18 protein-coding genes and 1 pseudogene are annotated in these 20,188 nt (G+C 66.4%); 9 read left to right on the top strand and 10 right to left on the bottom strand.

The annotated features are described in order from the left end of the window. The first annotated feature begins 101 nt into the window (after nt 1–101). The 7 genes from K1X41_RS05220 (at nt 102) to K1X41_RS05190 (ending at nt 9,170) form a co-directional block, all read left to right on the top strand. Nucleotides 102–1,163, top strand: a complete 1,062-nt coding sequence (locus K1X41_RS05220) for an ABC transporter substrate-binding protein (protein ID WP_220175481.1) — start codon at nt 102–104, stop codon at nt 1,161–1,163. Then, entirely contained in the window at nt 1,160–2,155 is a 996-nt protein-coding gene (locus K1X41_RS05215; RefSeq protein ID WP_133615912.1) for a FecCD family ABC transporter permease, read from the top strand. Before K1X41_RS05220 ends, K1X41_RS05215 begins: the two co-directional genes overlap by 4 nt. Next, nucleotides 2,152–3,210 carry a FecCD family ABC transporter permease gene (locus K1X41_RS05210; RefSeq protein ID WP_220175480.1) on the top strand — a complete coding sequence of 353 codons (1,059 nt, stop codon included), beginning with the start codon at nt 2,152–2,154 and terminating at the stop codon, nt 3,208–3,210. Before K1X41_RS05215 ends, K1X41_RS05210 begins: the two co-directional genes overlap by 4 nt. Then, the gene (locus tag K1X41_RS05205; RefSeq protein ID WP_132204447.1) at nt 3,207–4,025 is read left to right on the top strand and encodes an ABC transporter ATP-binding protein; all 819 of its coding nucleotides are present in this window, start codon (nt 3,207–3,209) and stop codon (nt 4,023–4,025) included. The genes K1X41_RS05210 and K1X41_RS05205 overlap by 4 nt, the downstream gene beginning before the upstream one ends. Beyond that, nucleotides 4,022–7,498, top strand: coding sequence for an ABC transporter transmembrane domain-containing protein (locus tag K1X41_RS05200; RefSeq protein ID WP_220175479.1), 3,477 nt, complete (start codon nt 4,022–4,024; stop codon nt 7,496–7,498). Before K1X41_RS05205 ends, K1X41_RS05200 begins: the two co-directional genes overlap by 4 nt. Then, nucleotides 7,495–8,385 carry a siderophore-interacting protein gene (locus K1X41_RS05195; RefSeq protein WP_220175478.1) on the top strand — a complete coding sequence of 297 codons (891 nt, stop codon included), beginning with the start codon at nt 7,495–7,497 and terminating at the stop codon, nt 8,383–8,385. Before K1X41_RS05200 ends, K1X41_RS05195 begins: the two co-directional genes overlap by 4 nt. 119 nt (nt 8,386–8,504) lie before the next feature. Further along, nucleotides 8,505–9,170: a GyrI-like domain-containing protein gene (locus K1X41_RS05190; protein ID WP_220175477.1), complete on the top strand. Its 666-nt coding sequence runs from the start codon at nt 8,505–8,507 to the stop codon at nt 9,168–9,170. A 120-nt stretch (nt 9,171–9,290) separates the two neighbouring features. On the opposite strand, the gene K1X41_RS05185 is transcribed toward K1X41_RS05190, so the two are convergent. After that, a complete protein-coding gene (locus K1X41_RS05185; RefSeq protein ID WP_220175476.1) occupies nt 9,291–10,688 on the bottom strand; it encodes an MFS transporter in 1,398 nt (465 codons plus the stop codon). A gap of 99 nt (nt 10,689–10,787) precedes the next feature. Between K1X41_RS05185 and K1X41_RS05180 the strand changes: the two genes are divergently transcribed. Then, on the top strand, nt 10,788–11,483 hold the full coding sequence (locus tag K1X41_RS05180) for a TetR/AcrR family transcriptional regulator (RefSeq protein ID WP_166644246.1): 696 nt from the start codon (nt 10,788–10,790) through the stop codon (nt 11,481–11,483). Here the strand turns inward: K1X41_RS05180 and K1X41_RS05175 are convergent. From K1X41_RS05175 to K1X41_RS05150, 6 genes and pseudogenes are all read right to left on the bottom strand, one after another. Beyond that, the gene (locus K1X41_RS05175; RefSeq protein ID WP_220175475.1) at nt 11,480–12,163 is read right to left on the bottom strand and encodes a GntR family transcriptional regulator; all 684 of its coding nucleotides are present in this window, start codon (nt 12,161–12,163) and stop codon (nt 11,480–11,482) included. The two genes, K1X41_RS05180 and K1X41_RS05175, sit on opposite strands and share 4 nt — an antisense overlap. 129 nt (nt 12,164–12,292) lie before the next feature. Further along, nucleotides 12,293–13,186, bottom strand: coding sequence for a substrate-binding periplasmic protein (locus K1X41_RS05170; RefSeq protein WP_220175474.1), 894 nt, complete (start codon nt 13,184–13,186; stop codon nt 12,293–12,295). 33 nt (nt 13,187–13,219) lie between these two features. Further along, nucleotides 13,220–13,969, bottom strand: a complete 750-nt coding sequence (locus tag K1X41_RS05165; RefSeq protein WP_132204463.1) for an amino acid ABC transporter permease — start codon at nt 13,967–13,969, stop codon at nt 13,220–13,222. Further along, a complete protein-coding gene (locus K1X41_RS05160) occupies nt 13,969–14,607 on the bottom strand; it encodes an amino acid ABC transporter permease (RefSeq protein ID WP_132204465.1) in 639 nt (212 codons plus the stop codon). The genes K1X41_RS05165 and K1X41_RS05160 overlap by 1 nt, the downstream gene beginning before the upstream one ends. Next, nucleotides 14,607–15,377, bottom strand: coding sequence for an amino acid ABC transporter ATP-binding protein (locus K1X41_RS05155; RefSeq protein ID WP_220175473.1), 771 nt, complete (start codon nt 15,375–15,377; stop codon nt 14,607–14,609). Before K1X41_RS05155 ends, K1X41_RS05160 begins: the two co-directional genes overlap by 1 nt. Before the next feature lie 15 nt (nt 15,378–15,392). Continuing rightward, nucleotides 15,393–17,053, bottom strand: a pseudogene (locus K1X41_RS05150) (dihydroxy-acid dehydratase). Nucleotides 17,054–17,334: 281 nt separating this feature from the next. On the opposite strand from K1X41_RS05150, the gene K1X41_RS05145 reads away from it, so the two are divergent. Beyond that, nucleotides 17,335–18,261, top strand: coding sequence for an NAD(P)-dependent oxidoreductase (locus K1X41_RS05145; RefSeq protein WP_258566661.1), 927 nt, complete (start codon nt 17,335–17,337; stop codon nt 18,259–18,261). Between the two features lie 31 nt (nt 18,262–18,292). On the opposite strand, the gene K1X41_RS05140 is transcribed toward K1X41_RS05145, so the two are convergent. Genes K1X41_RS05140 through K1X41_RS05130 form a run of 3 tightly spaced genes read right to left on the bottom strand, consistent with a single transcriptional unit; the run spans nt 18,293 to nt 19,915 of the window. After that, a complete protein-coding gene (locus tag K1X41_RS05140; protein ID WP_220175471.1) occupies nt 18,293–18,721 on the bottom strand; it encodes an NAD-binding protein in 429 nt (142 codons plus the stop codon). Next, entirely contained in the window at nt 18,721–19,188 is a 468-nt protein-coding gene (locus K1X41_RS05135) for an NAD(P)-dependent oxidoreductase (protein WP_220175470.1), read from the bottom strand. Before K1X41_RS05135 ends, K1X41_RS05140 begins: the two co-directional genes overlap by 1 nt. A 13-nt stretch (nt 19,189–19,201) precedes the next feature. Continuing rightward, the gene (locus tag K1X41_RS05130; RefSeq protein ID WP_220175469.1) at nt 19,202–19,915 is read right to left on the bottom strand and encodes an SDR family NAD(P)-dependent oxidoreductase; all 714 of its coding nucleotides are present in this window, start codon (nt 19,913–19,915) and stop codon (nt 19,202–19,204) included. Between the last annotated feature and the right edge of the window lie 273 nt (nt 19,916–20,188).

The following is a 20,188-nucleotide window of genomic DNA, read 5'->3' as shown; positions in this document are numbered from 1 at the left end:
GGCGGTGTGCTTTCGACACCGGCACGGGCCTGTGCGGGATCTCACCTACCCCCCCCGGGTCGCGGTGTCGCGACCACCGTCCCATTCTCGTAAGGAGAACCATGTCGCTCACCCATGCGCGCCCCCGAGCGAGGCGAGCATCAGCACTCGTTGCAGTTGCTGTCGCCGCGATCCTCACCATCACTGGCTGCTCCACCGGCGGCGGAGACTCCGCTGCTGTGCAGCCGGGCGCCGACGCCGTCGTGATCAAGCACGCACACGGCTCGACCACGATCCCGGAGAAGCCCCAGCGGATCGTCGCCCTCGGATGGATGTCGCCCGACGTCGTCGCGGCGCTCGGCACGAACCCGGTCGGCATCGAAGAGGTCTGGGGTGCTGGCGAGAGCGGCTACCAGCCCTGGTTCGAAGACTTCGTCACCCAGGAATACGGCGAGACTCCCGAAATTATTCCCTATGCAGAAGAAGGCCCGAACTACGAAGCAATTATGGCGCTCAAGCCGGACCTGATCCTCGGACTCTACTCCGGAATCACGGACGTTGAATACGAACGCCTGAGCGAGATCGCCCCGACGGTGCCGTACATCACTGGTCCGTGGAACCCGGGCACGTGGGAAGAAATGACCACCACAATCGGCAAGGCCATGTGGGAAGACGACAAGGCCGCCGAGCTTGTCGAGGAGACCGACGAACTCGTCGATTCATTGGCGGCGGAACACCCCGAATTCACGGACAAGACCTTTGTCTGGGGTCTCACCCTGAATGAGGGGGGCACCGAGCTGGGCGTCTACCTCGAGTACGATCCCCGCGTGCGCATCACCGAGGCGCTCGGCTTCACTTCAACGTCTGCGATGGACGATTTCCTTGCGACCGCAGAGGGCGACAACTGGTACACCGGCGTGAGTCTCGAAAAGCTGCCGGACGTGCAAGCTGACCTCTTCGCCGCCTGGGGGGCCAGCGCTGCCGAGGGCGAGTACACCGTATCGAACAAGGTGATCGCCAACTGGAATCCGGTCGCGAAGAACTCCTACGTGATCTACGCCGACGATGCGAAGGCCTCAGCCATCAGCGCGCCAACAGTGCTCTCGCTGAAATACATCCTTCCTGAGTATGTCGACGATCTCGCAGCAGCGCTGCAGGGCGAACCGACCATCGCAGGCAAGTGACCAGAAGACTGATCGGATTGCTCGTCGCGGGGGCCCTGCTGGTCCTCGCGACGCTGCTCTCTCTTGGCGTGGGACACCGGGCCATTGACCCCGCGACAGTGTTCGCTGCACTCACAGCTACTGACGAGACGAACCCCCTCCACGTGATGGTGCAAGAGCTCCGTGTTCCGCGCACCGTGTTCGCCATCCTCGTCGGCGCAGCGCTTGCGGTCTGCGGCGCACTGATTCAGGCGTTCACCCGCAACCCACTGGCGGATCCAGGAATCCTTGGAGTGAATGCCGGGGCCTCGTTTGCCGTGACCTTCGCCGTTGGCGTGCTGGGCCTCACCGCACCGGGAGCATACGTGCCATTTGCGCTGTGTGGCGCGCTTGTCTTGACGGTCCTCGTCTATGCGCTCGGATCCTTCGGCTCAGCCGGAGCGACCCCGATGAAGCTGACGCTGGCCGGTGTGGCCCTCGGGGCAGCGTTCACCGGGTTTACCACTGCGATCGTCTTGCAGAATCACAGCACGCTGCAGGTGATGCGTTTTTGGGGCGTGGGCTCCGTGGGTGGGCGCACGATCGATCAGCTCACTTGGGCGCTGCCCCTCATCCTTGCCGGCCTGGTGCTCGGACTCATGTGTGCACGCTCGCTCAACGCGCTCGCCCTCGGTGACGACCTCGCCCAGGCGCTCGGCGCTCGCGTCGCCGTCACGCGCATCCTCGTGATCGTTGCTGTGACGCTACTCGCAGGTACGAGCGTTGCGGCCGCCGGCCCCATCGCGTTCGTCGGCATCATGGTGCCGCACGTGGTGCGCTGGTTCACCGGTCCAGATCAGCGCTGGGTCCTCGCATACTCCATGATTGTTGGTCCCATTTTCCTGGTGCTTGCCGACGTCATCGGTCGTATTGCTCTCCCGAACGGGGAGTTGCGGGTCGGCATTGTCACCGGCTTGCTCGGCGCTCCCGTACTCGTCGCGCTGGTGCGCCGCAAACAGGCGAGTGCACTGTGACCGCGCCAGTGCCCGCCGTCGACTTCGGGCGCCGCTACGTCGGCTTTGAATCGCGTCGCTTTGCCGGTCGCGCTCCGCTTCGCACCGTGCTGGTGTGTGTCGCACTGGTGCTCGTGATTCTCGGCGCAGGGCTCGCGTCGCTCACGATCGGCGCGTACGAAGTGAGCTTCGACGCGGTGCTCCGCGCGATTGTCGATCCGGCCTCCGATCCAAACACCCGCCAGGTGGTGTTCGACTGGCGCCTCCCGCGTGTGCTGTTCGCAATGCTCTGCGGTGCGGCGCTCGCACTTTCCGGTGGGATCTTCCAATCCATCACCAGGAACCCGCTCGGCTCTCCGGACATCATCGGCTTCGGGATTGGCGCGCAGTTCGGCGTGACGCTCGTGATGATCGTGCTGAATCTCAACACGTACATGTTCAAGGCGGCGGGAGCCCTCGTGGGGGGTCTGCTCACCGCGCTGATCGTCTACGCACTCGCCACCAAGGGCGGCACCTCCGCATTCCGTCTGATTATCGTCGGCATCGGCGTCTCGGCGGGGCTCGGTTCGCTCACCTCCTGGATCCTGATCTCGGTGAGCGTCGAGAAAGCGATGATGGCCGCGACTTGGGGCGCCGGCTCCATTGCGTCGCTCGGCTTCGATCAGCTTGTGCCCGCAGCAACGGTCTTCGCGTGCATCTTGCTCCTCACGGTTCCGCTGAATCGGCGACTCCCCGTGCTGGAGATGGGCGACGATGCGGCGATCGCGCTCGGGATCAACGCTGGCCGCACCCGCTTCGTTGCGGTCGTGCTCGGTGTCGCGCTGATCGCGCTTGTTGCGGCGGCCGCCGGCCCCATTTCCTTTATCGCCCTCGCTGCACCGCAGATCAGTCAGCGGCTCACCCGCTCAAACACTCCGATGGGTATCTTCCCGGTGATGCTCACCGGTGCAGCCCTCGTGGTCGTCTCAGACGCAGCCGCTCAGCTGCTCATGGTGCCGGTCGGCGTCGTCACCGTCTCAGTAGGTGGCCTGTATCTCGCCTGGCTGCTCGCCGCACAGTACGCGCGCCGCGCATGAAAGGAACACTCGTGACCACCTCGCTGCTCGCCCGCGATATCACTCTTGGCTACGGGGATACCCCGATCATTTCAGAGCTGTCGCTCAAGGTGCCAGACGGCTCGTTCACCATCATTATCGGCCCGAACGCGTGCGGGAAATCGACGCTGCTGCGCGGCTTCGCTCGGTTGCTGAAGCCGAGCACCGGTGCGGTGCTGCTCAACGGAACTGACCTGCGCGGGCGGAAACCGAAAGAAGTGGCGCGCGAGCTGGGATTGCTGCCGCAATCATCGCTCGCGCCCGACGGCATCACGGTCGCTGATCTGGTCGGACGCGGGAGATTCCCGCATCAGAACGCAATGCGCACATGGAGTCGCGCCGACGAGATCGCCGTCGCTGAGGCACTGGCGGCCACGGGCACCACCGATCTCTCAAAGCGACTCGTCGAAGAGCTTTCTGGTGGCCAGCGCCAGCGCGTCTGGGTCGCGATGGCGCTCGCGCAGCAGACAGGCCACCTGCTGCTCGATGAACCAACCACGTTCCTCGACATCGCGCACCAGATCGATCTGCTGGAGCTATTTGCCGATCTGCACCGCGACGGAACCACACTTGTTGCCGTGCTGCACGACCTGAACCACGCTGCCCGCTACGCCACCCACCTGGTCGCGATGCGCGACGGTGAGATCGTGGCGCAGGGCGACCCCCGAGAGATCATTACCGCGGAGCTTGTTGAGCACGTGTATGACCTCCCCTGCACAGTGATCACTGACCCGGTGACCGGCACACCGCTCGTGCTCCCGCTTGGTCGGCGGAAGGCAGAAGGGCGCACCCCGTGACGCGCACCCCGGCGCAGCTGTTCGGGATCGCGCTCGCAGGTGCCGGACGCGGACGTGCACTGACCGCGGCGACGGTGCTGCTGATGGTGCATGCGCTCGCGGAAGCGGCGATCCCCGTGCTCATCGGCCTCACCATCGACCGCGCCGTGCTGCCAGCCGATCCGCTCGCGCTCGCGCTTTGGCTCGCCGTGCTGCTGGGCACTTTCACCGTGCTGACGACGAGCTATCAGCTGGCATCTCGGGTGATGGTGTCGGTCTACGGCTACGGAGAGCAAGCGTTGCGTCACCTGACCCTGTCCAGGATCCTGCGTCCACAGCTTTCGCGGATGCGGCTCACCTCAGGCGAGGCGCTCACCTTCGTGACGTCAGACACCTATCGCGTCGCCGGTGTCGCCTGGTCGGTCGCACAGCAGTGCGCCACGGTTGCCTCGATCGCCGGGGCCGCACTCGCGATGCTCGTGATCTCTCCGCTCGCCACAATTGCCGTCTTCGCAGCCACCGCGCTCATGATGTTCGTGATGCGCGTGGTCTCGAGCCCGCTGGAACGCCGCGGTCAGGCTGAGCAGCACGCGGCAACCGAGGCAGGCGCGGTCGCAGCCGATTTCATGAGTGGCTTCCGCGTACTGGTCGGCATGGGCGCACGCGCTGAGGCCACGAACCGCTACATCGCAGCAAGTGCACGTTCGAAGGCCGCTGCGACAACGGCTGGCCGCTCACTCGCGGGCTACGAAGCGGTCAGCTCAATCCTCGCCGCGCTCACCACGACCGGGCTCGTTGGTGCGTCCGCCTGGTTCGCCTCCGGAGGTCAGATTTCGATCGGTGAGCTGATCACGGTGCTCGGACTCGCGCAGTTCATCAGCGGATCCCTTGCCTTCGCCGGATCATTCCCCTCGAATTGGATCCACAAGCTTGCTTCAGCACGCCGTCTCGCCACGGTGATCAATGCGGAGGATCTCTTGCCGTCGCGCGGCACAGGCGCAGGCGCAGGGTCGGATGCGTCGTTCGGACCCGCAGGCGCAGGGTCGGACGCGTCGTTCGGACCCGCAGGCGCCGCGAGCGATCACGACGTCATCCTCAGCTTCAGCTTCGGCAGCGATGACGTTGAGGTGCGCCGCGGCGAACTGCTCGGGGTACGCCCGGCGGGCAGTGACTCCGCGCGAGAGCTTTCCCGCATGCTCGGAATGCGAACGGGAGCCACGCCAGGTGCAGTAACACTCTGGATCGACGGCGAGCAGCATCGCGCGAGCGACCTCGACCCGCTCGACTATCGTCGGCATGTGGTCGCGCTCCCGCACCGGCACGCCATCAGCAGCGGCACACTGCGTGAATCCGTCCGCGGTCGCGGCGCGGCGCACGAACCGCACACCGATGCGATCGTGGCGGCCGCGCTGCACGACACCGTGATGCAGATGGGTGGTTGGGACGCGCCGGTGGGGGAGGCAGGGAGGCGACTCTCAGGTGGCCAGCGCCAGCGCATCGGACTCGCGCGCGGATTGCACGCCGATGCGAGCGTGCTCGTGCTCGATGAACCCACATCGGCCGTCGACGCTCTCACCGAGACACACATCGCTGCTGCTCTCACCAGGCACGTTGGCACCATGATCGTGATCACGACATCGCCGGTGCTCCTTGCGGCCTGCGATCGCGTGATCGAGATTGGACGGTCTGACACGGGGAGGACTCCTGTGCACACTAGTGGTGGAGCGGCGCCATTGCCCATTGCCAGCGGTGCGAGCGTGCGCGCCGCGGTGCTCGGCCACGCTCGCCAGCACCGCGGCAGCGTGCTCGGCGTTGCGGTGTTGTTCCTCGCAGCTGCGGCACTCGGCCTGGTCATGCCGGCCAGTCTCGGGCGGATTGTTGATGCGGTCACAGCCGGGGCCGGGATCTCCGTCATCGGTTTCTGGGTGCTCAGTGTCGCGACCGGCTCGATTGCCGCCGCACTCGTCACGCTCTGGGGCACCCGGATCCTCGTGCGTCTCGTGCAGGAGATACTGGCCGGCCTGCGCGAGGAGGTATTCGCCGCTGCGATGCGGCTTCCCGCCCGCGGGGTAGACGATGGCGAGAGCGCCGACCTCCTGTCGCGCGTCACCGGCGATGTCGACGCGGTGTCGGAGGCTGGGGGGAACGTTGTGCCCGCGTTGCTTTCGGCAGCGTTCGCCATTGCCGTGTCACTCGTCGCACTGACCGCGCTGAACCCGTGGCTCGCACTGGCCGGGCTTGCCTGTGTGCCGTGCTACGTCCTCGGCACTCGTGTGTTCTTGCGCCGTTCCCGTGTGGTGTTCCGCGAAGTTCGCGAGCGGGAGGCGGCTCGCAGCCAGGCCGTCATCGAAGCAGTCGAGGGGCACGAAACACTCACCGCACTCAATGAGCAGGAACACGCGCTCGCGCTGGTTGCGCAGCGCGCGGACGAATCGATCAGGGTCCAGATCACCGGGGTGAAGCTGCGCAATCGCCTGTTCCTCGCCATCAACGGCGGTGAGGCAGCTGGGCTGATCGCACTCCTGGGCACTGGTTTCGCGCTGCACTCGTACGAAGCGATCACGATCGGTGCGGTCACCACCGCTGCGCTTGTGTTCCACCGCCTGTTCGGTCCCATCGGCCAACTTATTTTCGGACTGGACGATGTGCAGCGGGCCACGATCGGCCTCGCGCGCCTCGTCGGAGTCATCGACCTTGCTGCCACGTCTCCGATCCCGCTGGCCGTCACGCCTGCAGGGCCTGACCGCCAGCAGCCCAAGATCGAATTGCGGGAGATCACATTTCATTACCCGGGTACCGAGCGGGGCGTCGATGGGGTGTCATTCGATGTTTCCCCCGGCACGACAACGGCGCTTGTCGGAGCGTCGGGATCCGGAAAGAGCACACTCGCGCGGATCATCGCGGGGCATGACACCCCGACCGCTGGCACCATACGGATCGATCCGATCGCTGTCCCCTACTCGCTGTCCCAGGAGATTCACCTGTTCCGCGGGGGCATCGCAGACAACATGAGGCTCGTCGCCCCGCACGCGAGTGACGCCGAGCTGGTCAGGGTGCTCACTGATGCAGGAGCTCACTGGGCGGTAGCCGCGCTCGCGGACGCCGGGCACGCCGCTGCGCTCGACCTCGATGACGGGCAGATCCAGCAGCTCGCCGTCGCACGTGCGCTGCTTGCGGATCCGGCTGTCGTGATCCTCGACGAGGCGACTGCTGATATCGGGTTACAACACCGGCCAGCCGTTGACAGCGCTGTGACTGCGCTGCGGGCCGGACGCACCACTGTGCTGATCGCACACCAGCTGCACCACGCCGCGAGCGCAGATCAAATTCTCGTCTGTGCAGACGGTGGCATCGTGCAGCGCGGTGCGCACGCCGAACTGCTGGCGGACGCCGGTCCCTATCGCGCATTCTGGCGCGCTCAACACCCAGACCCCACGACTGATGGTTCGGCAGTGTCCCCGCCAGAACCCCCGACAGAAACGGAGACCCCGTGAGTATCTACCGCGGCATTGTCACCCACACCGACCAGCTGACCCCATCGCTGGTGCGCGTCACACTCGGCGGAGCAGGAGTGGCCGAGTACCTGAGCACGGGGATTGGCGACGAATACGTGCGCGTGTTCTTTCCGCACGGAGATGATCCAACCGACGTTTCGCTCCCGATCCCCGATGGAGACTGGTGGTCCACGCCCGAGGGCGCCCCTGACGCCCCCATGCGCACCTACACGATCAGCGGGGTCCGCCAGGAGCGCGGTGAGCTCGACATCGACTTCGTGGTGCACAGCTCGGGGGTCGCAGGTCCCTGGGCCGCCGCCGCGCGGCCCGGGCATGTGCTGGGTCTCAACGCCCCGACCGGCCTGTACGCGCCACACCCAGAGACCTCTTGGCAGGTGCTCGTCTCTGACCTCACCGGGCTCCCGGCCATCGCCAGGATCTTGGCGGATGTGCCGGAGACTATCCGCACTCGCGCCGTCATCGAAGTGGCGTCCGAGAAGGATCAGATCGAGCTTCCTGCCGGCCCGCACATCGAGGTGACCTGGGTGCGGGGCGGCAACGGGCACGGACCGAGCGCGCTCGGACAGATCGTGCGGAGCGTGGTCGACGATCGGCTGCCGCTTGGGGAGGGCTATATCTGGGTCGCAGGCGAGACGATCGCGCTGCGCGACGCGCGGAAGTATCTGCGGCGTGAACTCGAGCTGCCGGTGACGCACTTCAAAGTCGTGGGGTATTGGACCCCGATTGCACAGTGGGACTCGAAATTTGCCGCACTGCCTGCTGAGGTGCAGCGCGAGCTCGATGCGATTTGGACGGAGACTGCTGACGCCGATCCGGAGGACGTGCAACTGCGCTTTGAATCGCGACTCGACGAGCTGGGGCTGTAGCGCGAGGCGGGAGTCGAAACTCGTGTTCGGTCTTGCTCCAGCAGTCCGATCCGGATCCAGCACGCCGCGTGAAGTGCCAGAATGAGGACACGCTCCGTTGTCTCCACTGGAGGATCCCCATGTCTGATTCCCGCACAGCCGCCCCCGCAGCCAAAGTCGATTTCAAGAAGGCCCTCGCGAGCTACGTTGCTCCGCGCGGCACGTTCGAGATCATTGATGTGCCCGAGCGGCGCTACCTCATGGTCGACGGACACGGGGATCCGAATACGGCCCCCGAGTACAGTGCCGCGCTCGAGGCGCTCTACCCGGTGGCATACCGGCTGAAGTTCGCGAGCAAGACGCAACTCGGCCGAGACTATGTGGTGCCGCCGCTCGAAGGTCTGTGGTGGGCGGCTGACATGGAGGCATTTACCGCGGCGCGCGACAAATCGCAGTGGGACTGGACGATGATGATTTTGGTACCCGAGTGGATCGAGGACGCGCTCGTTGGCGCAACGATTGCCGGGCTCGCCGGGGCCGACGCGCCAGCGCGACTCGACGATGTGCGGCTCGCGTCGCTCGCCGAGGGACGCTGTGTGCAGACGCTGCATATCGGCTCCTATGACGATGAGGCGGCGGTGCTCGAGCGGATGCACACCGAGTTCATCCCAGCGCAAGGACTGCGCATGAGGGGCACCCACCATGAGGTGTATCTGAGTGACCCGCGTCGAGTTGCGCCGGAGAAGCTCCGCACGATCCTGCGGCAGCCGGTCGTGGGTCCCGATGAGGGCGCCGGTCGGGGCTGAGTGCTGGCGATGGGCGCCGCTTCGGCGTGACCGAGGCGCACGGCGTAGGCAGTCCCGCTCCCGGAGATAGGAGCGGGCTGCCGACGCATACGGCTCCGTCTCGGGGATCTGGAGCGCAACTCAGCGCGGTACACGCAATGTCAGGGCAAAGAGCGCACCGAGGATGCTCACCACTGCTGCGAGGGCAAATAGTGTGGTGAACGCCCCAGCCCCGGACGCTGCTGCTCCTGTGAGCACCGCAGTGGCAACGGGTGCACCGAGCGCTGATCCGACTGTGCGGAGCACGCCGTTCACGCCGAGCGCAGCGGCGATTTCGGTGCGCGGGACGAGGCCCGTAACCAACTCAGCGACGACCGCGAAGCCGATCCCGTTTCCGAGTCCGACAAGTGAGAAGAACGCGACGATCACGGTGAGGCTACCCGGGGCCGCGGCGATTCCGATGCTTCCGAGGCCCATGACCGCGAGGGCGAGTATGGCGGTGCGCTTCGCTCCTGCCCGGCGGATGAGCCAGGGGGCGAAACGTCCGCCGAGGAAGACGAGCACTGCACCTGGAAGAAGCGCGATCCCGGTTTGAGTGACGGTGAAGCCCTGGCCGAATCCGGACGCCGTGGTGGCCTGCAATAGCACGGGAAGCCCGATGTAGAACAGGTACGGCACGAAGCCGAGGAACAGGGTGAGACCGTTCGTGACGGCGAGTGCCGGGCGGGCGAGTGTGCGTACATCGATGAGCGGGGACGACGTGCGGCGTTCAACCACACCCAGCACCCAGAGCGCCGCCACGGCGAGCGCGAGTAGCGCAAGCACTGCCCAGGAGCCCCAGCCCCACTTCCCGCCCTGCGAAATGGCCAGCAGGAGGGCGAGAAGGCCGGTCGAAAGCAGGAGAGTTCCTGGCCAATCGGTGCGTGCCGCTTCGCCGCGGACGGAGGCCGGGACGAACGCGAGGATAAGGACGATGGAAATCGTACCCATGGCAGCACCGGTCACAAACAGCCAGTGCCAGGAGAGCGCTTCGACCACAATTCCGCCGATCACGAGGGCTGCGCCTGCGCCGAGGCCGAGCGTACCGCTGAGCCAGCCGATCGCGGCGCCCTGTGCGGGGCCAGTGGTGTGGCGGCGCACGATGGCGAGTGCAAGGGGGAACGCGGCGGTGCTTGCCCCCTGCAGGACACGCCCCACGAGCAGCACCGGCAGCGTAGCTGCGAGCGCGGCGATGATCCCCCCGAGCACAAAGATCGCGAGACTCAGGATCAGGATTTTGCGGTGTCCGTGCCGATCGCCGAGTGACCCAAGAATTGGCGCTGCGATTGCACCGCAGAGGAGGTAACTCGTGAGAATCCAGCCTGCGAGCGAGGCGTCGATGGTGAACTCGTGCATAAAGGTGGGGAGGGCCGGCACGAGCAAAGTTTGCATCATCGAGAATCCCAGCACCGCGATTGCGAGGGCGAAGACGAGAGCGCGGGTTCGCTGTGGCGGAGCGATGACGGGGGTAGGGGCAGTGTTCGTGGGTGCTGGACTCATGTGTGCTCAAATCTGTGACGGGTGATGCAACAACGGTTGATCGGACCGGAATGTTTCGTTCCGATAGAAGTCTAGGTGAATCGGCGGTACCTTGGAAGAGTGAGTTCTCCAGACACCGACGTCCCTCCGCTGCGCGGCCGCGCCCGCGAGGCGCAGAGCAACGATGAAGCGATTCTCCTCGCAGCCCATGATGTGTTCAGCGAGTACGGCTGGGGCGCGCCCATGGCGGAGGTCGCGGCGCGAGCGCACACGGGGGTCGCGAGCATCTACCGCAGGTATCCCAGCAAAACGGAGCTGGTGAACGCGATCCGGGAACTTACACTCGAGCAGATCTGCGTGCGCGCTGAGGAGTGCGTGGCTGAAGCTCGGGCCGCGCACCCGGGGATCTCAGCGGTGGCACTCTTCCTACGCAGGCACATTCTTTCGGCCACAGCGCCGATGGGCGTCACCTTCGGACGCTATGTGGAGACCACGCCTCAGATCGATGAGCTTGGGGAGCGACTCCACGCCGCGCTGCTCGACATTGTGGCGGTGGATCACGAACTGGGGCTGATCCCGCGCCACTATGGTCCCGCCGATGTGATGCTCACGATCACGCACCTACGGCCGTCGCTCGCCGTAGCCCCCGAGCGCGCGATCGAGATCCACCTACGCGAGCTTGACTATGTCTTGCACGGCTTGCGCGCGGTGGCCGCCCAAAATACCCCTGTTTCGGGGGAGCCATCGAACTGGCAGGAGTGGCTCCGACTCAATAGCACCAACGGGGGCATGGCATCAGAGCGCGCGGCAGACTAGTAGAACGAGCGGAGCAGCGCCTCATTTGACTCAGTGAGATGTTCAGCCATTGCTGCGGACGCGCGCTCCGCATCTCCCGCGATGATCGCGTCGAGGATCTCTCGGTGCGCGGCGAACTCAGTCTCCGAGGTGATGTGCTCGACGGCCTCCGGGAACAGGAAATGCATCCTGCTGGTCTCGTCAAAGTAGGTGCGTAGCAGGCCGTTCGCCCGCTCATTGCGCGCCACCGCTGCGATGAGGCGGTGAAACTCAGGCGCAGCAGCAAGGCGATCCGTGAGCTCGGCTGATCCGTCCCGCTGCAAGGCCAACGAGGCTTCGAGCTGCTCGAGCACCTCGGAGGAGCGCCGCTTCGCGGCAATCGCGGCGAGTGGTGGCTCGATGTAGCTGCGCAATGCCATCACATTCTGAAGGTCGGTAATGCCCACTGGCTTCACCATGTACCCACGGCGCGGGAACACCATCACGAAGTCCTCAGCGAGCAGCCGCTGCAGCGCCTCCCGGACCGGGGTTTTGGAGACGCGGAAGCGAGCTGCAACATCGGCCTCGCGGATCACGCTGCCCGGTGCGAGCTGCGCCGTGACAATTTCAGTGCGGAGCTCTTCGAGCACTCGCTGAGTCACTGAGAGGTCGCCAGCATTCGCGTCTGCCTCGTTCGGTGAGTGCCCCATGTTTGCGTCCATCCTGTGTGATCCTACCGGACAGTATCGCGGGAGGCGGGTGTCGATCCAGGTCCGTGTGGCGATGGCGACGAGTGCCTCATCGCCCCACGGACCTGTCATGTTCGTGCGCAGTCGTGCGCTAGGTGCGAGCTATCGGCCGTTGACGTAGAGATCAGCGGCCTGCGCTCCAATCTTGTTCTCTGTGAGCACGCGTGCGACGGTGCCATCCGCCTTTGCGCGCTCGTAGTAATCGTCGATAGCGGCGGTCATTGCCGTATTGCCCTTTGTGTGCGGCCAGTTGTTTTCGAGGAGAACCGTGAGCTCCGGGTACGCGGGTTCGTCACCCAGGATTTCGGTGACATAGTCCTCGTCACGATCAGTGAAGTTGAAGCCTTGGATGCTCTGCCACGCGACCGCGTCGATGCGGCCCGCCTTCAGATCCTCGAAGGCGTTCGAGTCGCTCTGGTACTCCTCGATGCTGTCCGCGCCGTAGGCGGCTTTCAACGGCTCCACATAGTACGAACCGGAAAGCGTCCCGATCCGCTTGCCCTTGAGGGAATCAATGGTGTCGTACGCGTCGTCTTTTGCCGAGGTAAAGCCGAGTGTTTCGTAGAGGATGCTGCCCTCGGACTGTGCGAAGACTTCTGCGCGCTCGGGGGTCTTCAAGATCAGGCCGCCGAACATATCGGATTTGCCCTCGCGCAGGTCAAGTTGCGCGGCCGCACCGGTCATCGGCTTGAACTTGACCTCCAGGCAGTTCTCGGCTGCAAACTCGGGGATGAGCGTGGCGTCGATGCCGGTGAATGGGCCGCTGTCTGAAAGCGCGTGGAACTTGGGCGCCGCGTTCATCGCGGCGACCGTGAGGACGCCATCCTGGATCGTGGGGAACTCGTGGAGCGGGGTGCAGTCCTCCGCGACAGCCCCACCGGCCTCCGGGGCGGGTTCAGTGGATGAGGCGCAGGACGTCAGCAGGAGCAACGCTGCTCCGGCCGCCGCGACCGTGGCGAGGGTGGCGCGCGAGCGCGTGCCGGGGGTGATCTTCATGGGTTTCTCCTTTGGGTGAACGAACAGGGAGTCTTACGGGTTGGCGGCTGCGATATTGACGACGCGTGTATTGGGGGCGACCCCCTCGGGCCGGCGCCGAGACCCGTCTCGCTTCTTGCGCGGCCTTCGATGCGCGGTGCTCCCGGTGATGCGCTCTGCGCGGCGGTCGGCGAGCACCTCCATCCACCCGAGCAGCGAGGTGACAAGCAGGTAGAGCAGGCCCGCCACGAGCAGCGGCTCGAGGACGCGCAGGTTGGTCATGCCGATCGAATAGGCGGACCCGAGCAGTTCCTTGCCGCCAATGGCATAGGCGAGCGCCGTGCCCTGGAATGTGATGATGACGATGCCGATGAGCGGTGGGACCGCGATGTTCAGCACGTGCGGCACGATGATGCGCAGGGTGATGTCGGTCTTGGAGAGTGCGAGCGCCTCAGCCGCTTCAATCTGTCCCTTCGGCACGCTCGCGATGGAGGCGCGGAAGATTTCGGCGGTGTACGCCGCGGTGGTGAGGCCGAACGCGACCATGATCGATGCGAAACGATCCAGCGTCACGAAGTTCGTGAGGCCGAAGTACACGAGATACAGCGTGAGTAGCGCGGGGAAACCGCGGAACGTTTCGACGAGCACGATCACGATGATCCGGAGCCACCGACGCTGATTGTTGAGGGCGAGGCCCGCGAAAAACCCGAGCGGGATCCCCACCGCGACGCTTGCCGCGGCCATGAGGATGCTTGTCCAGAGGCCAGGGAGCAGTGCGACAACGAGGCTGAAGAACTCCTGCATCAGTGGGCCACCTTCACAGTGCTGCGGGTCCCGAGGTGCCGGGCCAGGATTCCGATGGGGACGGTAACGAGGAGGTAGACGGCACCAATGGTGAGGAACGACAGCACCGGATCCGCGCCGACCTGCACCGCGTTATAGGCGTAGAACACGAGCTCGTTGGCGCCGATGATCGAGGCGATTGCCGTGTTCTTGAGGAGCGTGATCGAGTACGCGGCGATCGACGCGAGCATCACGGGAACGGCCTGAGGAAGCACGACCCGAATGAGGGTGTCCCAACGGGAGAGGCCCACAGAGGCCGCCCCCTCCCACTGGCCGTGGGGCACCGAGTCGAGGCCCGCGCGGATGCTGTCACCGATGTAGGCCGAGTTGATGATGCCGAGCCCAACGATGGCAGCGAGCACCGGCACCTCGGAGATGATGCCGAGGGAGAGTCCAAAATAGATAATGATGAGCCAGGCAATCGGTGGGATCCCGCGCGCAATCCAGGCCCAGAATGCTCCGATTGCCTGTGCCACGGGGTTGCCGGACCGCCGCAGCATCGCCACGGGAATCGCGAGCACGAGCGACACCGCGAGTGCGCCACCCCAGATTTGGAGGGTGATCAGGAGCCCCTCAAGCACATAGCGAGGGTCAAGCATCACACGACCCCGTTCAGCGCGTTGACGAAGCGGCGGATCCGCTCGTGCTCGGGATCCTCGAGCAGCGCTTCGGGGGTGCCGAGGCCCACGACCTCCCCGTCTGCGATGAACATCACGCGGTCCGCTGCCTCGCGGGCGAACTGGATTTCGTGCGTCACCATCAGCATGGTCATGCCGCCCTCGGCGAGTTCTTTCATCACCTTGAGTACTTCCACTCGCATTTCGGGGTCGATCGCGCTTGTGGGTTCGTCGAACAGGATGACTTCAGGATCGAGCGCGAGCGAGCGTGCGATCGCGACCCGCTGCTGCTGCCCGCCCGAGAGCTGTCTCGGGAGTTTGAGCATGTGCTCCCTCAGGCCCACACGATCCAGCAGCTCCTCGGAGCGCGCCGCCGCCTGCGCCTTGTCACGGCCGAGCACGCGGCGCTGGGCCAGGCTGACGTTCTCGAGTGCCGTGTGCGTCGCGAACAGATTGAAGGACTGGAACACCATGCCCACCCGCCTGCGCAGTTCGCGGACGGAAGCGACCGGGGTGCGGCGATCCGCATCGAACACGCGCTCGCCCTGCAGATCAATGGTGCCGGCATCGGGCGCTTCGAGCGCATTGAGGCAGCGGATGAATGTGCTTTTGCCTGATCCGCTCGGCCCGATGATGGCGATGTGCTCACCCTTGCGCACATCGACACTGATGCCGCGCAGGATCTCCTTGTCGCCATAGCTCTTGCGAATGTTGTGCGCGGATAGCGCGAGATCTGTGCTGGGGTTCGTCATGGGGAGGACGCTTCCTTACTGTCGAGCGGGCAGAGGCGCTGCCCCGGGGGCGCCGGGATCGCGGAGGAAATCGAAGTCGCAGCCGTATTCGGGCTGCAGTACGTGGCGGATATGGAGACTCGCGAAGCCGCGAGTCGGTCCGGGCGCCGCGCGGTAGGGCTGTCGTGCCGCAAACTCCTCGGGATCGACGCAGTGCGCGAGCACGCCGGCCTCAGCGTCGAGGATGACCTCGTCGCCGTCGCGCAGGTACGCGAGGGGGCCGCCCACGGCAGCCTCGGGAGAGACGTGCAGCGCGACCGTGCCTGTTGATGTGCCGCTCATTCTGGCGTCAGAGATGCGCACCATGTCGGTGACGCCCTGCCGGTGGAGCTTCGCGGGAATCGGGATATGTCCCACTTCGGGCATCCCGGGGCCCCCACCGCGCCGAGCCCGCGGAGTACGAGGATGCTGTCGGCGTGCACGTCGAGATTGGGATCGTCGATCCGGGCGTTGAGGTCGTCGAGTCCGTCGAACACGATGACCCGGCCACGGTGTGCCGTGAGGGCGACGTCGCTCGCGCCCGCGGTCTTGAGGATCGCGCCGCCCGGGGCGAGATTGCCCCGCAGCACGACGAGGGCGCCGCGTTCGGCGCGCGGGGTCGCGCGCTCCGCGATCGCGGGGGTCGGGGCGTCGCTCGCCGCGGCGAGTGTCTCGGCCCAGGATGTCCCGAGTGCCGTGCGCTCATCAAGGTGCAGCAGATCCTGGATGCGCGTGAGTACGCTGGGCACGCCGCCGGCTGCCGCGATCGCGGGCAGCGTCTCTGAGCCGCCCGGTCGGAGGTTCGCGAGGTACGGCGTGGAACGCGACCACTCCTGGAAATTGTCGAGTCCGATCATCTGGCCTACTCGCCCGGCGATCGCTTCGAGGTGGATCACCGCGTTTGTTGAGCCGCCGAGCGCGGTGACCGTGCGGAAGGCGTTCTCGAGTGAGCCTGGCGTGACGAGATCCCGGGGCGCGGTGCCGCGCTTGACCGCCGCGACCGCCGCGACGCCCGTCTGGTACGCGATCTCGCGGCGCGTGGCGCTCGTCGACTCAGCGAAGGCGCTGCCGGGGAGCGCGAAGCCGAGCAGTTCCGCGATCGCTGCCATGGTGCTCGCGGTGCCCATCACGTTGCAGGTGCCGACATCGGTGTTGAGGTTGCCCTCGAACTCCAGCCACTCGGCATCGTCGACCTCACCCACCCTGCGGCGGTCGCACATGGGCCAGGCGTCGTCTACGGTGACCGACGTGTTGTCGCGGTGGCAGGAGACGGGGCGCGGGCCGGCGACCACCATTGTCGCGGGCTTATTCGCGCTGATGGCGCCCATCAGCTGCGCTGGCACGGTCTTGTCGCAGCCGCCCATGAGTACCACGCCGTCGATGGGAGAGACCGAGATGACCTCCTCGACGTCGATCGACATCAGATTGCGGAGGTAGAGGCTCGTGGGTCGCGTGAACGGCTCGGAGATCGAGATTGTGGGGAACTCGAGGGGGAGGCCGCCCGCGTCGCGCACCCCGCGCTTGACCTCTTTCACGAGGTGGGCGAGTCCCTTGTTGCACGGGTTGAGGTCGGAGGCACTGTTGGCGATCCCGATCACCGGGGTGCGGCGGACATCCTCCGCGCTGGCGCCGCCACCGCGCAGAAACGCGCGGTGCATGAGGCCGTCCTGGCCGTCGTCGCTGAAGAGCGCTCCGCCCGTCCCAGTGATGCCACGTTGCGACATGAAACTCCCTTTGGCTCCCGAACGCGGTGTGCTCTGGACCGCCGCGCCGGACCGACTGCTCTGTCGGACATATAAGAATGTACCAACAAAAAAATCTCTTAAAACACATTAGAGATATATTCGAGATATATCAGTTGGGTCCCTACTCTGGGGGCGGGCCGCCGATCGCGGCCCGTGAGATGTCTTCACCAGTGACTGAGCGAAAAGGACCCAGCATGAACAGCACACCGGTGCGCGTGCACCTCATCGGCGACGCCTACCCCGAACTCCTCGCCGAGCTCGCGGAGACCGGCGCGTCGATCGTCGCTGACCCCGCCGTGGCCGACGGGGTGGTCTTCAGTTACGGCGGCCAGCCGCAGCAGCTCCTCGAGACTCTCGACGCGCACGCGGGCATCGGCTGGGTGCAGCTGCCCAGCGCCGGCATCGAAATGTTCTCCGCCGCGCTCGCGGCCCACCCTGACAAGCTGTGGACCAGCGCGAAGGGGGCCTACGCCCTGCCCGTGGCCGAACACGCCCTCGCCCTCACCCTCGCCCTGCTGCGCGAACTGCCCGAGCGCGTGCGCGCCACCTCGTGGGCGCCGGCAACGGGCACCTCGCTCCACGGGCTGCGCGTTGTCGTCGTTGGGGCAGGAGGCGTCGCCCAGGAGATCGTGCGGTTGATGAAGTGCTTCCGCACCGACGTGACGGTGGTGCGCCGCCGCGCGCTCCCCGCTTCGGGCGCCGACGAGACGATCACCGACGCCGAGTTGCTCTCGGCGCTGCCGACTGCCGACGTGCTGGTGCTGGCCGCCGCGGCGACCCCGGATACGCGCGGGCTCATCGACGCCGCCGCGCTTGCCGTGCTGCCGAGCCACGCGATCCTCGTAAACATCGCCCGCGGCTCGCTCGTCGACACCGACGCGCTGGTCGCGGCGCTCTCCGCGGGTCGGATCGCCGGCGCCGCCCTCGACGTCACGGATCCGGAGCCGTTGCCCGATGGGCATCCGCTCTGGACCGAGCCGCGCGCGCTCATCACCCCGCACGCCGCCGACACGATCGAGATGATCCGCCCGCTGTACGCAGCGCGGGTCGCGACGAACGTGGCGCGCTTTGGCGCGGGCGAGGAGCTCGACGGGATCGTGGAATCGGCGGCCGGATACTAGCCGCCGATTCGGGCGAGACCCGCGGTGCCGCTCAGGCCGCCGGGGCCTCGCCCAGTGCGGCGAGCGCGGTCAGATCGCGGTCGGACCAGCCGCGATCCCGCGCCTCGGCAAAGCGATCGGCGGCGCGCGCGAACACGGGCACCTCGACGCCCGCCGTCGTGGCAACGTCGGTGAGGAGGCGTTGCGCCTCCGCGAGCCCGCCGATCGTTGCGTCCGAAGGCGCGGCAAAGTCGCCGGCGAACACAAGCGGCAGTGCGCGTTCAAGCATCGCGCTCTGTGCCCAACCGCCCGACAGGACGCGGGTGGCGGCCTCCGGGTCGATGCCGAGGCTGCGCACCACGTTCGCCGCTTCCGTTGCGACGGCGACGTGTGTGCTCACCAGCATTTGGTTCACGAGCTTCAGCGCGAGTCCGCTTCCCACGGGCCCGAGCCACTCGACGACCCCGGCGTAGGCGCCCACTACGCGTCGGAACAGCGGCTCAGCCTCGGGCGGGCCCCCGCCATGACCGCGAGGGATCCGGCGGCGGCCGCGACCGCACCGCCGCTCACGGGGGCGTCCACGAAATACGCGCCGCGATCCGCCGCTGCCGCCGCGATCTCCGCGGCGAGGGCCGGGTCGAAGGTGCCGTGCTCCACGATGACGAGCCCGGGCCGCGCCCCCGAGAGGAGCCCGCCCGCGCCGAGGTACACCTCGCGGGTGACCTCGGTGCTGAGCAGGCAGCTGAGCACGATATCGCTCGATTTGGCCAGCTCGGCGACACTCCCCGCGACGCCGACACCGCGAGCTGCGAACGGTTCGGTGCGCGCGACGGTGCGGTTCCACACGCGCAGCGGGAAGCCCGCGTCACGGATGCGGTGCGCCATCGGGGCCCCCATTGCGCCGAGGCCCAGGTAGCCGACCCGGGGGAGCGCGGAGCGATGCGTCATGGTGAGATCCTCCTCAGACAAGTCGTTGCCCGCCGTCGACCGGGAGCACCGCTCCGGTGACGTAGTTGGTGTCGAGCAGTGCAAGGCAGGCGCGCGCGATATCGTTCGGGGTGCCGGATCGCCCGAGCGGGGCGCTCTCGATGACCTGCGTGCGGATCGCGTCCCAGCCAAGGGTGCGCTCGGTGTCGACGAGTCCGGGCGCGATCGCGTTGACGCGCACCTCCGGGCCGAGCGCGACCGCGAGCAGCCGGGTGAGGTGCTCGAGCCCAGCCTTGCTGACCGCGTAGGGGATCGAACTGCCACTCACCGTGGTCGCCGCCATCGAGGTCATGTTGATCACGTTGCCCGCCCCGCTTCGGGCGAGGTCCGCGGCGCACGCCTGGATCAGGTACCAGGGGCCCGCGAGGTTGACGCCGAGCATGCGCTGGAAGAACTCGGGGCTCACCGCGTCGAGGTCGCCGTGCGGCACCGGAATCCCGATCCCGGCATTGTTGATGACCACGTCGATGCGACCGAAGGCACCCCGCGCCGCCTCGGCAACAGCACCGGCCTGCGCGGGGTCGGAGAGATCGGCGTCGACATAGCGTGCGTCACGGAGCTCCGCTGCGAGTGCGGTGCCGGCTTCAACCGTGCCGGCACCGTGCGCGAGGATCCGGTAGCCGCGCGCGTCGAGCTGGCGCACGATGGCCTGGCCGATGCCTCCGGTTGCCCCGGTGACGATTGCCACCGGGGCAGTCGGACTCTCTGCGTGGTCTTTGGGTGACGCAGCTCGCAGGACATGCGTCGTGGGTGGTACGGGCAAGGCGGGCCTCGATCTTTGTCCGTTGTGCAGAAACCCGGATCCGGATCTCCGGCGCTCGGAGCACCTCGGCGAAGCGCTCCCGTACGCGTCACTTCACGATATCCGCATATCTACAGGAGGTAGAAAGATATTTCTTACAGATATCACACTCGGACTCGGAGTGGCTATTCACGGGTACACACCGGTTCGCTTCCACTG

This window comes from Leucobacter luti (genome assembly GCF_019464495.1).
GTDB classification, from domain to species: Bacteria; Actinomycetota; Actinomycetes; order Actinomycetales; family Microbacteriaceae; genus Leucobacter; species Leucobacter luti_A.
The sequence above is the reverse complement of the archived record's forward strand: the minus strand, read 5'-3'. Positions and strand labels throughout refer to the sequence as shown.

Coding starts and splice junctions, on each gene's coding strand:
- K1X41_RS05155 (WP_220175473.1), bottom strand. CDS start 15,377: ATGACGAACCCCAGCACAGATCTCGCGCTATCCGCGCACAACATTCGC.
- K1X41_RS05220 (WP_220175481.1), top strand. CDS start 102: ATGTCGCTCACCCATGCGCGCCCCCGAGCGAGGCGAGCATCAGCACTC.
- K1X41_RS05205 (WP_132204447.1), top strand. CDS start 3,207: ATGAAAGGAACACTCGTGACCACCTCGCTGCTCGCCCGCGATATCACT.
- K1X41_RS05190 (WP_220175477.1), top strand. CDS start 8,505: ATGTCTGATTCCCGCACAGCCGCCCCCGCAGCCAAAGTCGATTTCAAG.
- K1X41_RS05165 (WP_132204463.1), bottom strand. CDS start 13,969: ATGCAGGAGTTCTTCAGCCTCGTTGTCGCACTGCTCCCTGGCCTCTGG.
- K1X41_RS05170 (WP_220175474.1), bottom strand. CDS start 13,186: ATGAAGATCACCCCCGGCACGCGCTCGCGCGCCACCCTCGCCACGGTC.
- K1X41_RS05185 (WP_220175476.1), bottom strand. CDS start 10,688: ATGAGTCCAGCACCCACGAACACTGCCCCTACCCCCGTCATCGCTCCG.
- K1X41_RS05145 (WP_258566661.1), top strand. CDS start 17,335: ATGAACAGCACACCGGTGCGCGTGCACCTCATCGGCGACGCCTACCCC.
- K1X41_RS05135 (WP_220175470.1), bottom strand. CDS start 19,188: ATGACGCATCGCTCCGCGCTCCCCCGGGTCGGCTACCTGGGCCTCGGC.
- K1X41_RS05175 (WP_220175475.1), bottom strand. CDS start 12,163: ATGGACGCAAACATGGGGCACTCACCGAACGAGGCAGACGCGAATGCT.
- K1X41_RS05160 (WP_132204465.1), bottom strand. CDS start 14,607: ATGCTTGACCCTCGCTATGTGCTTGAGGGGCTCCTGATCACCCTCCAA.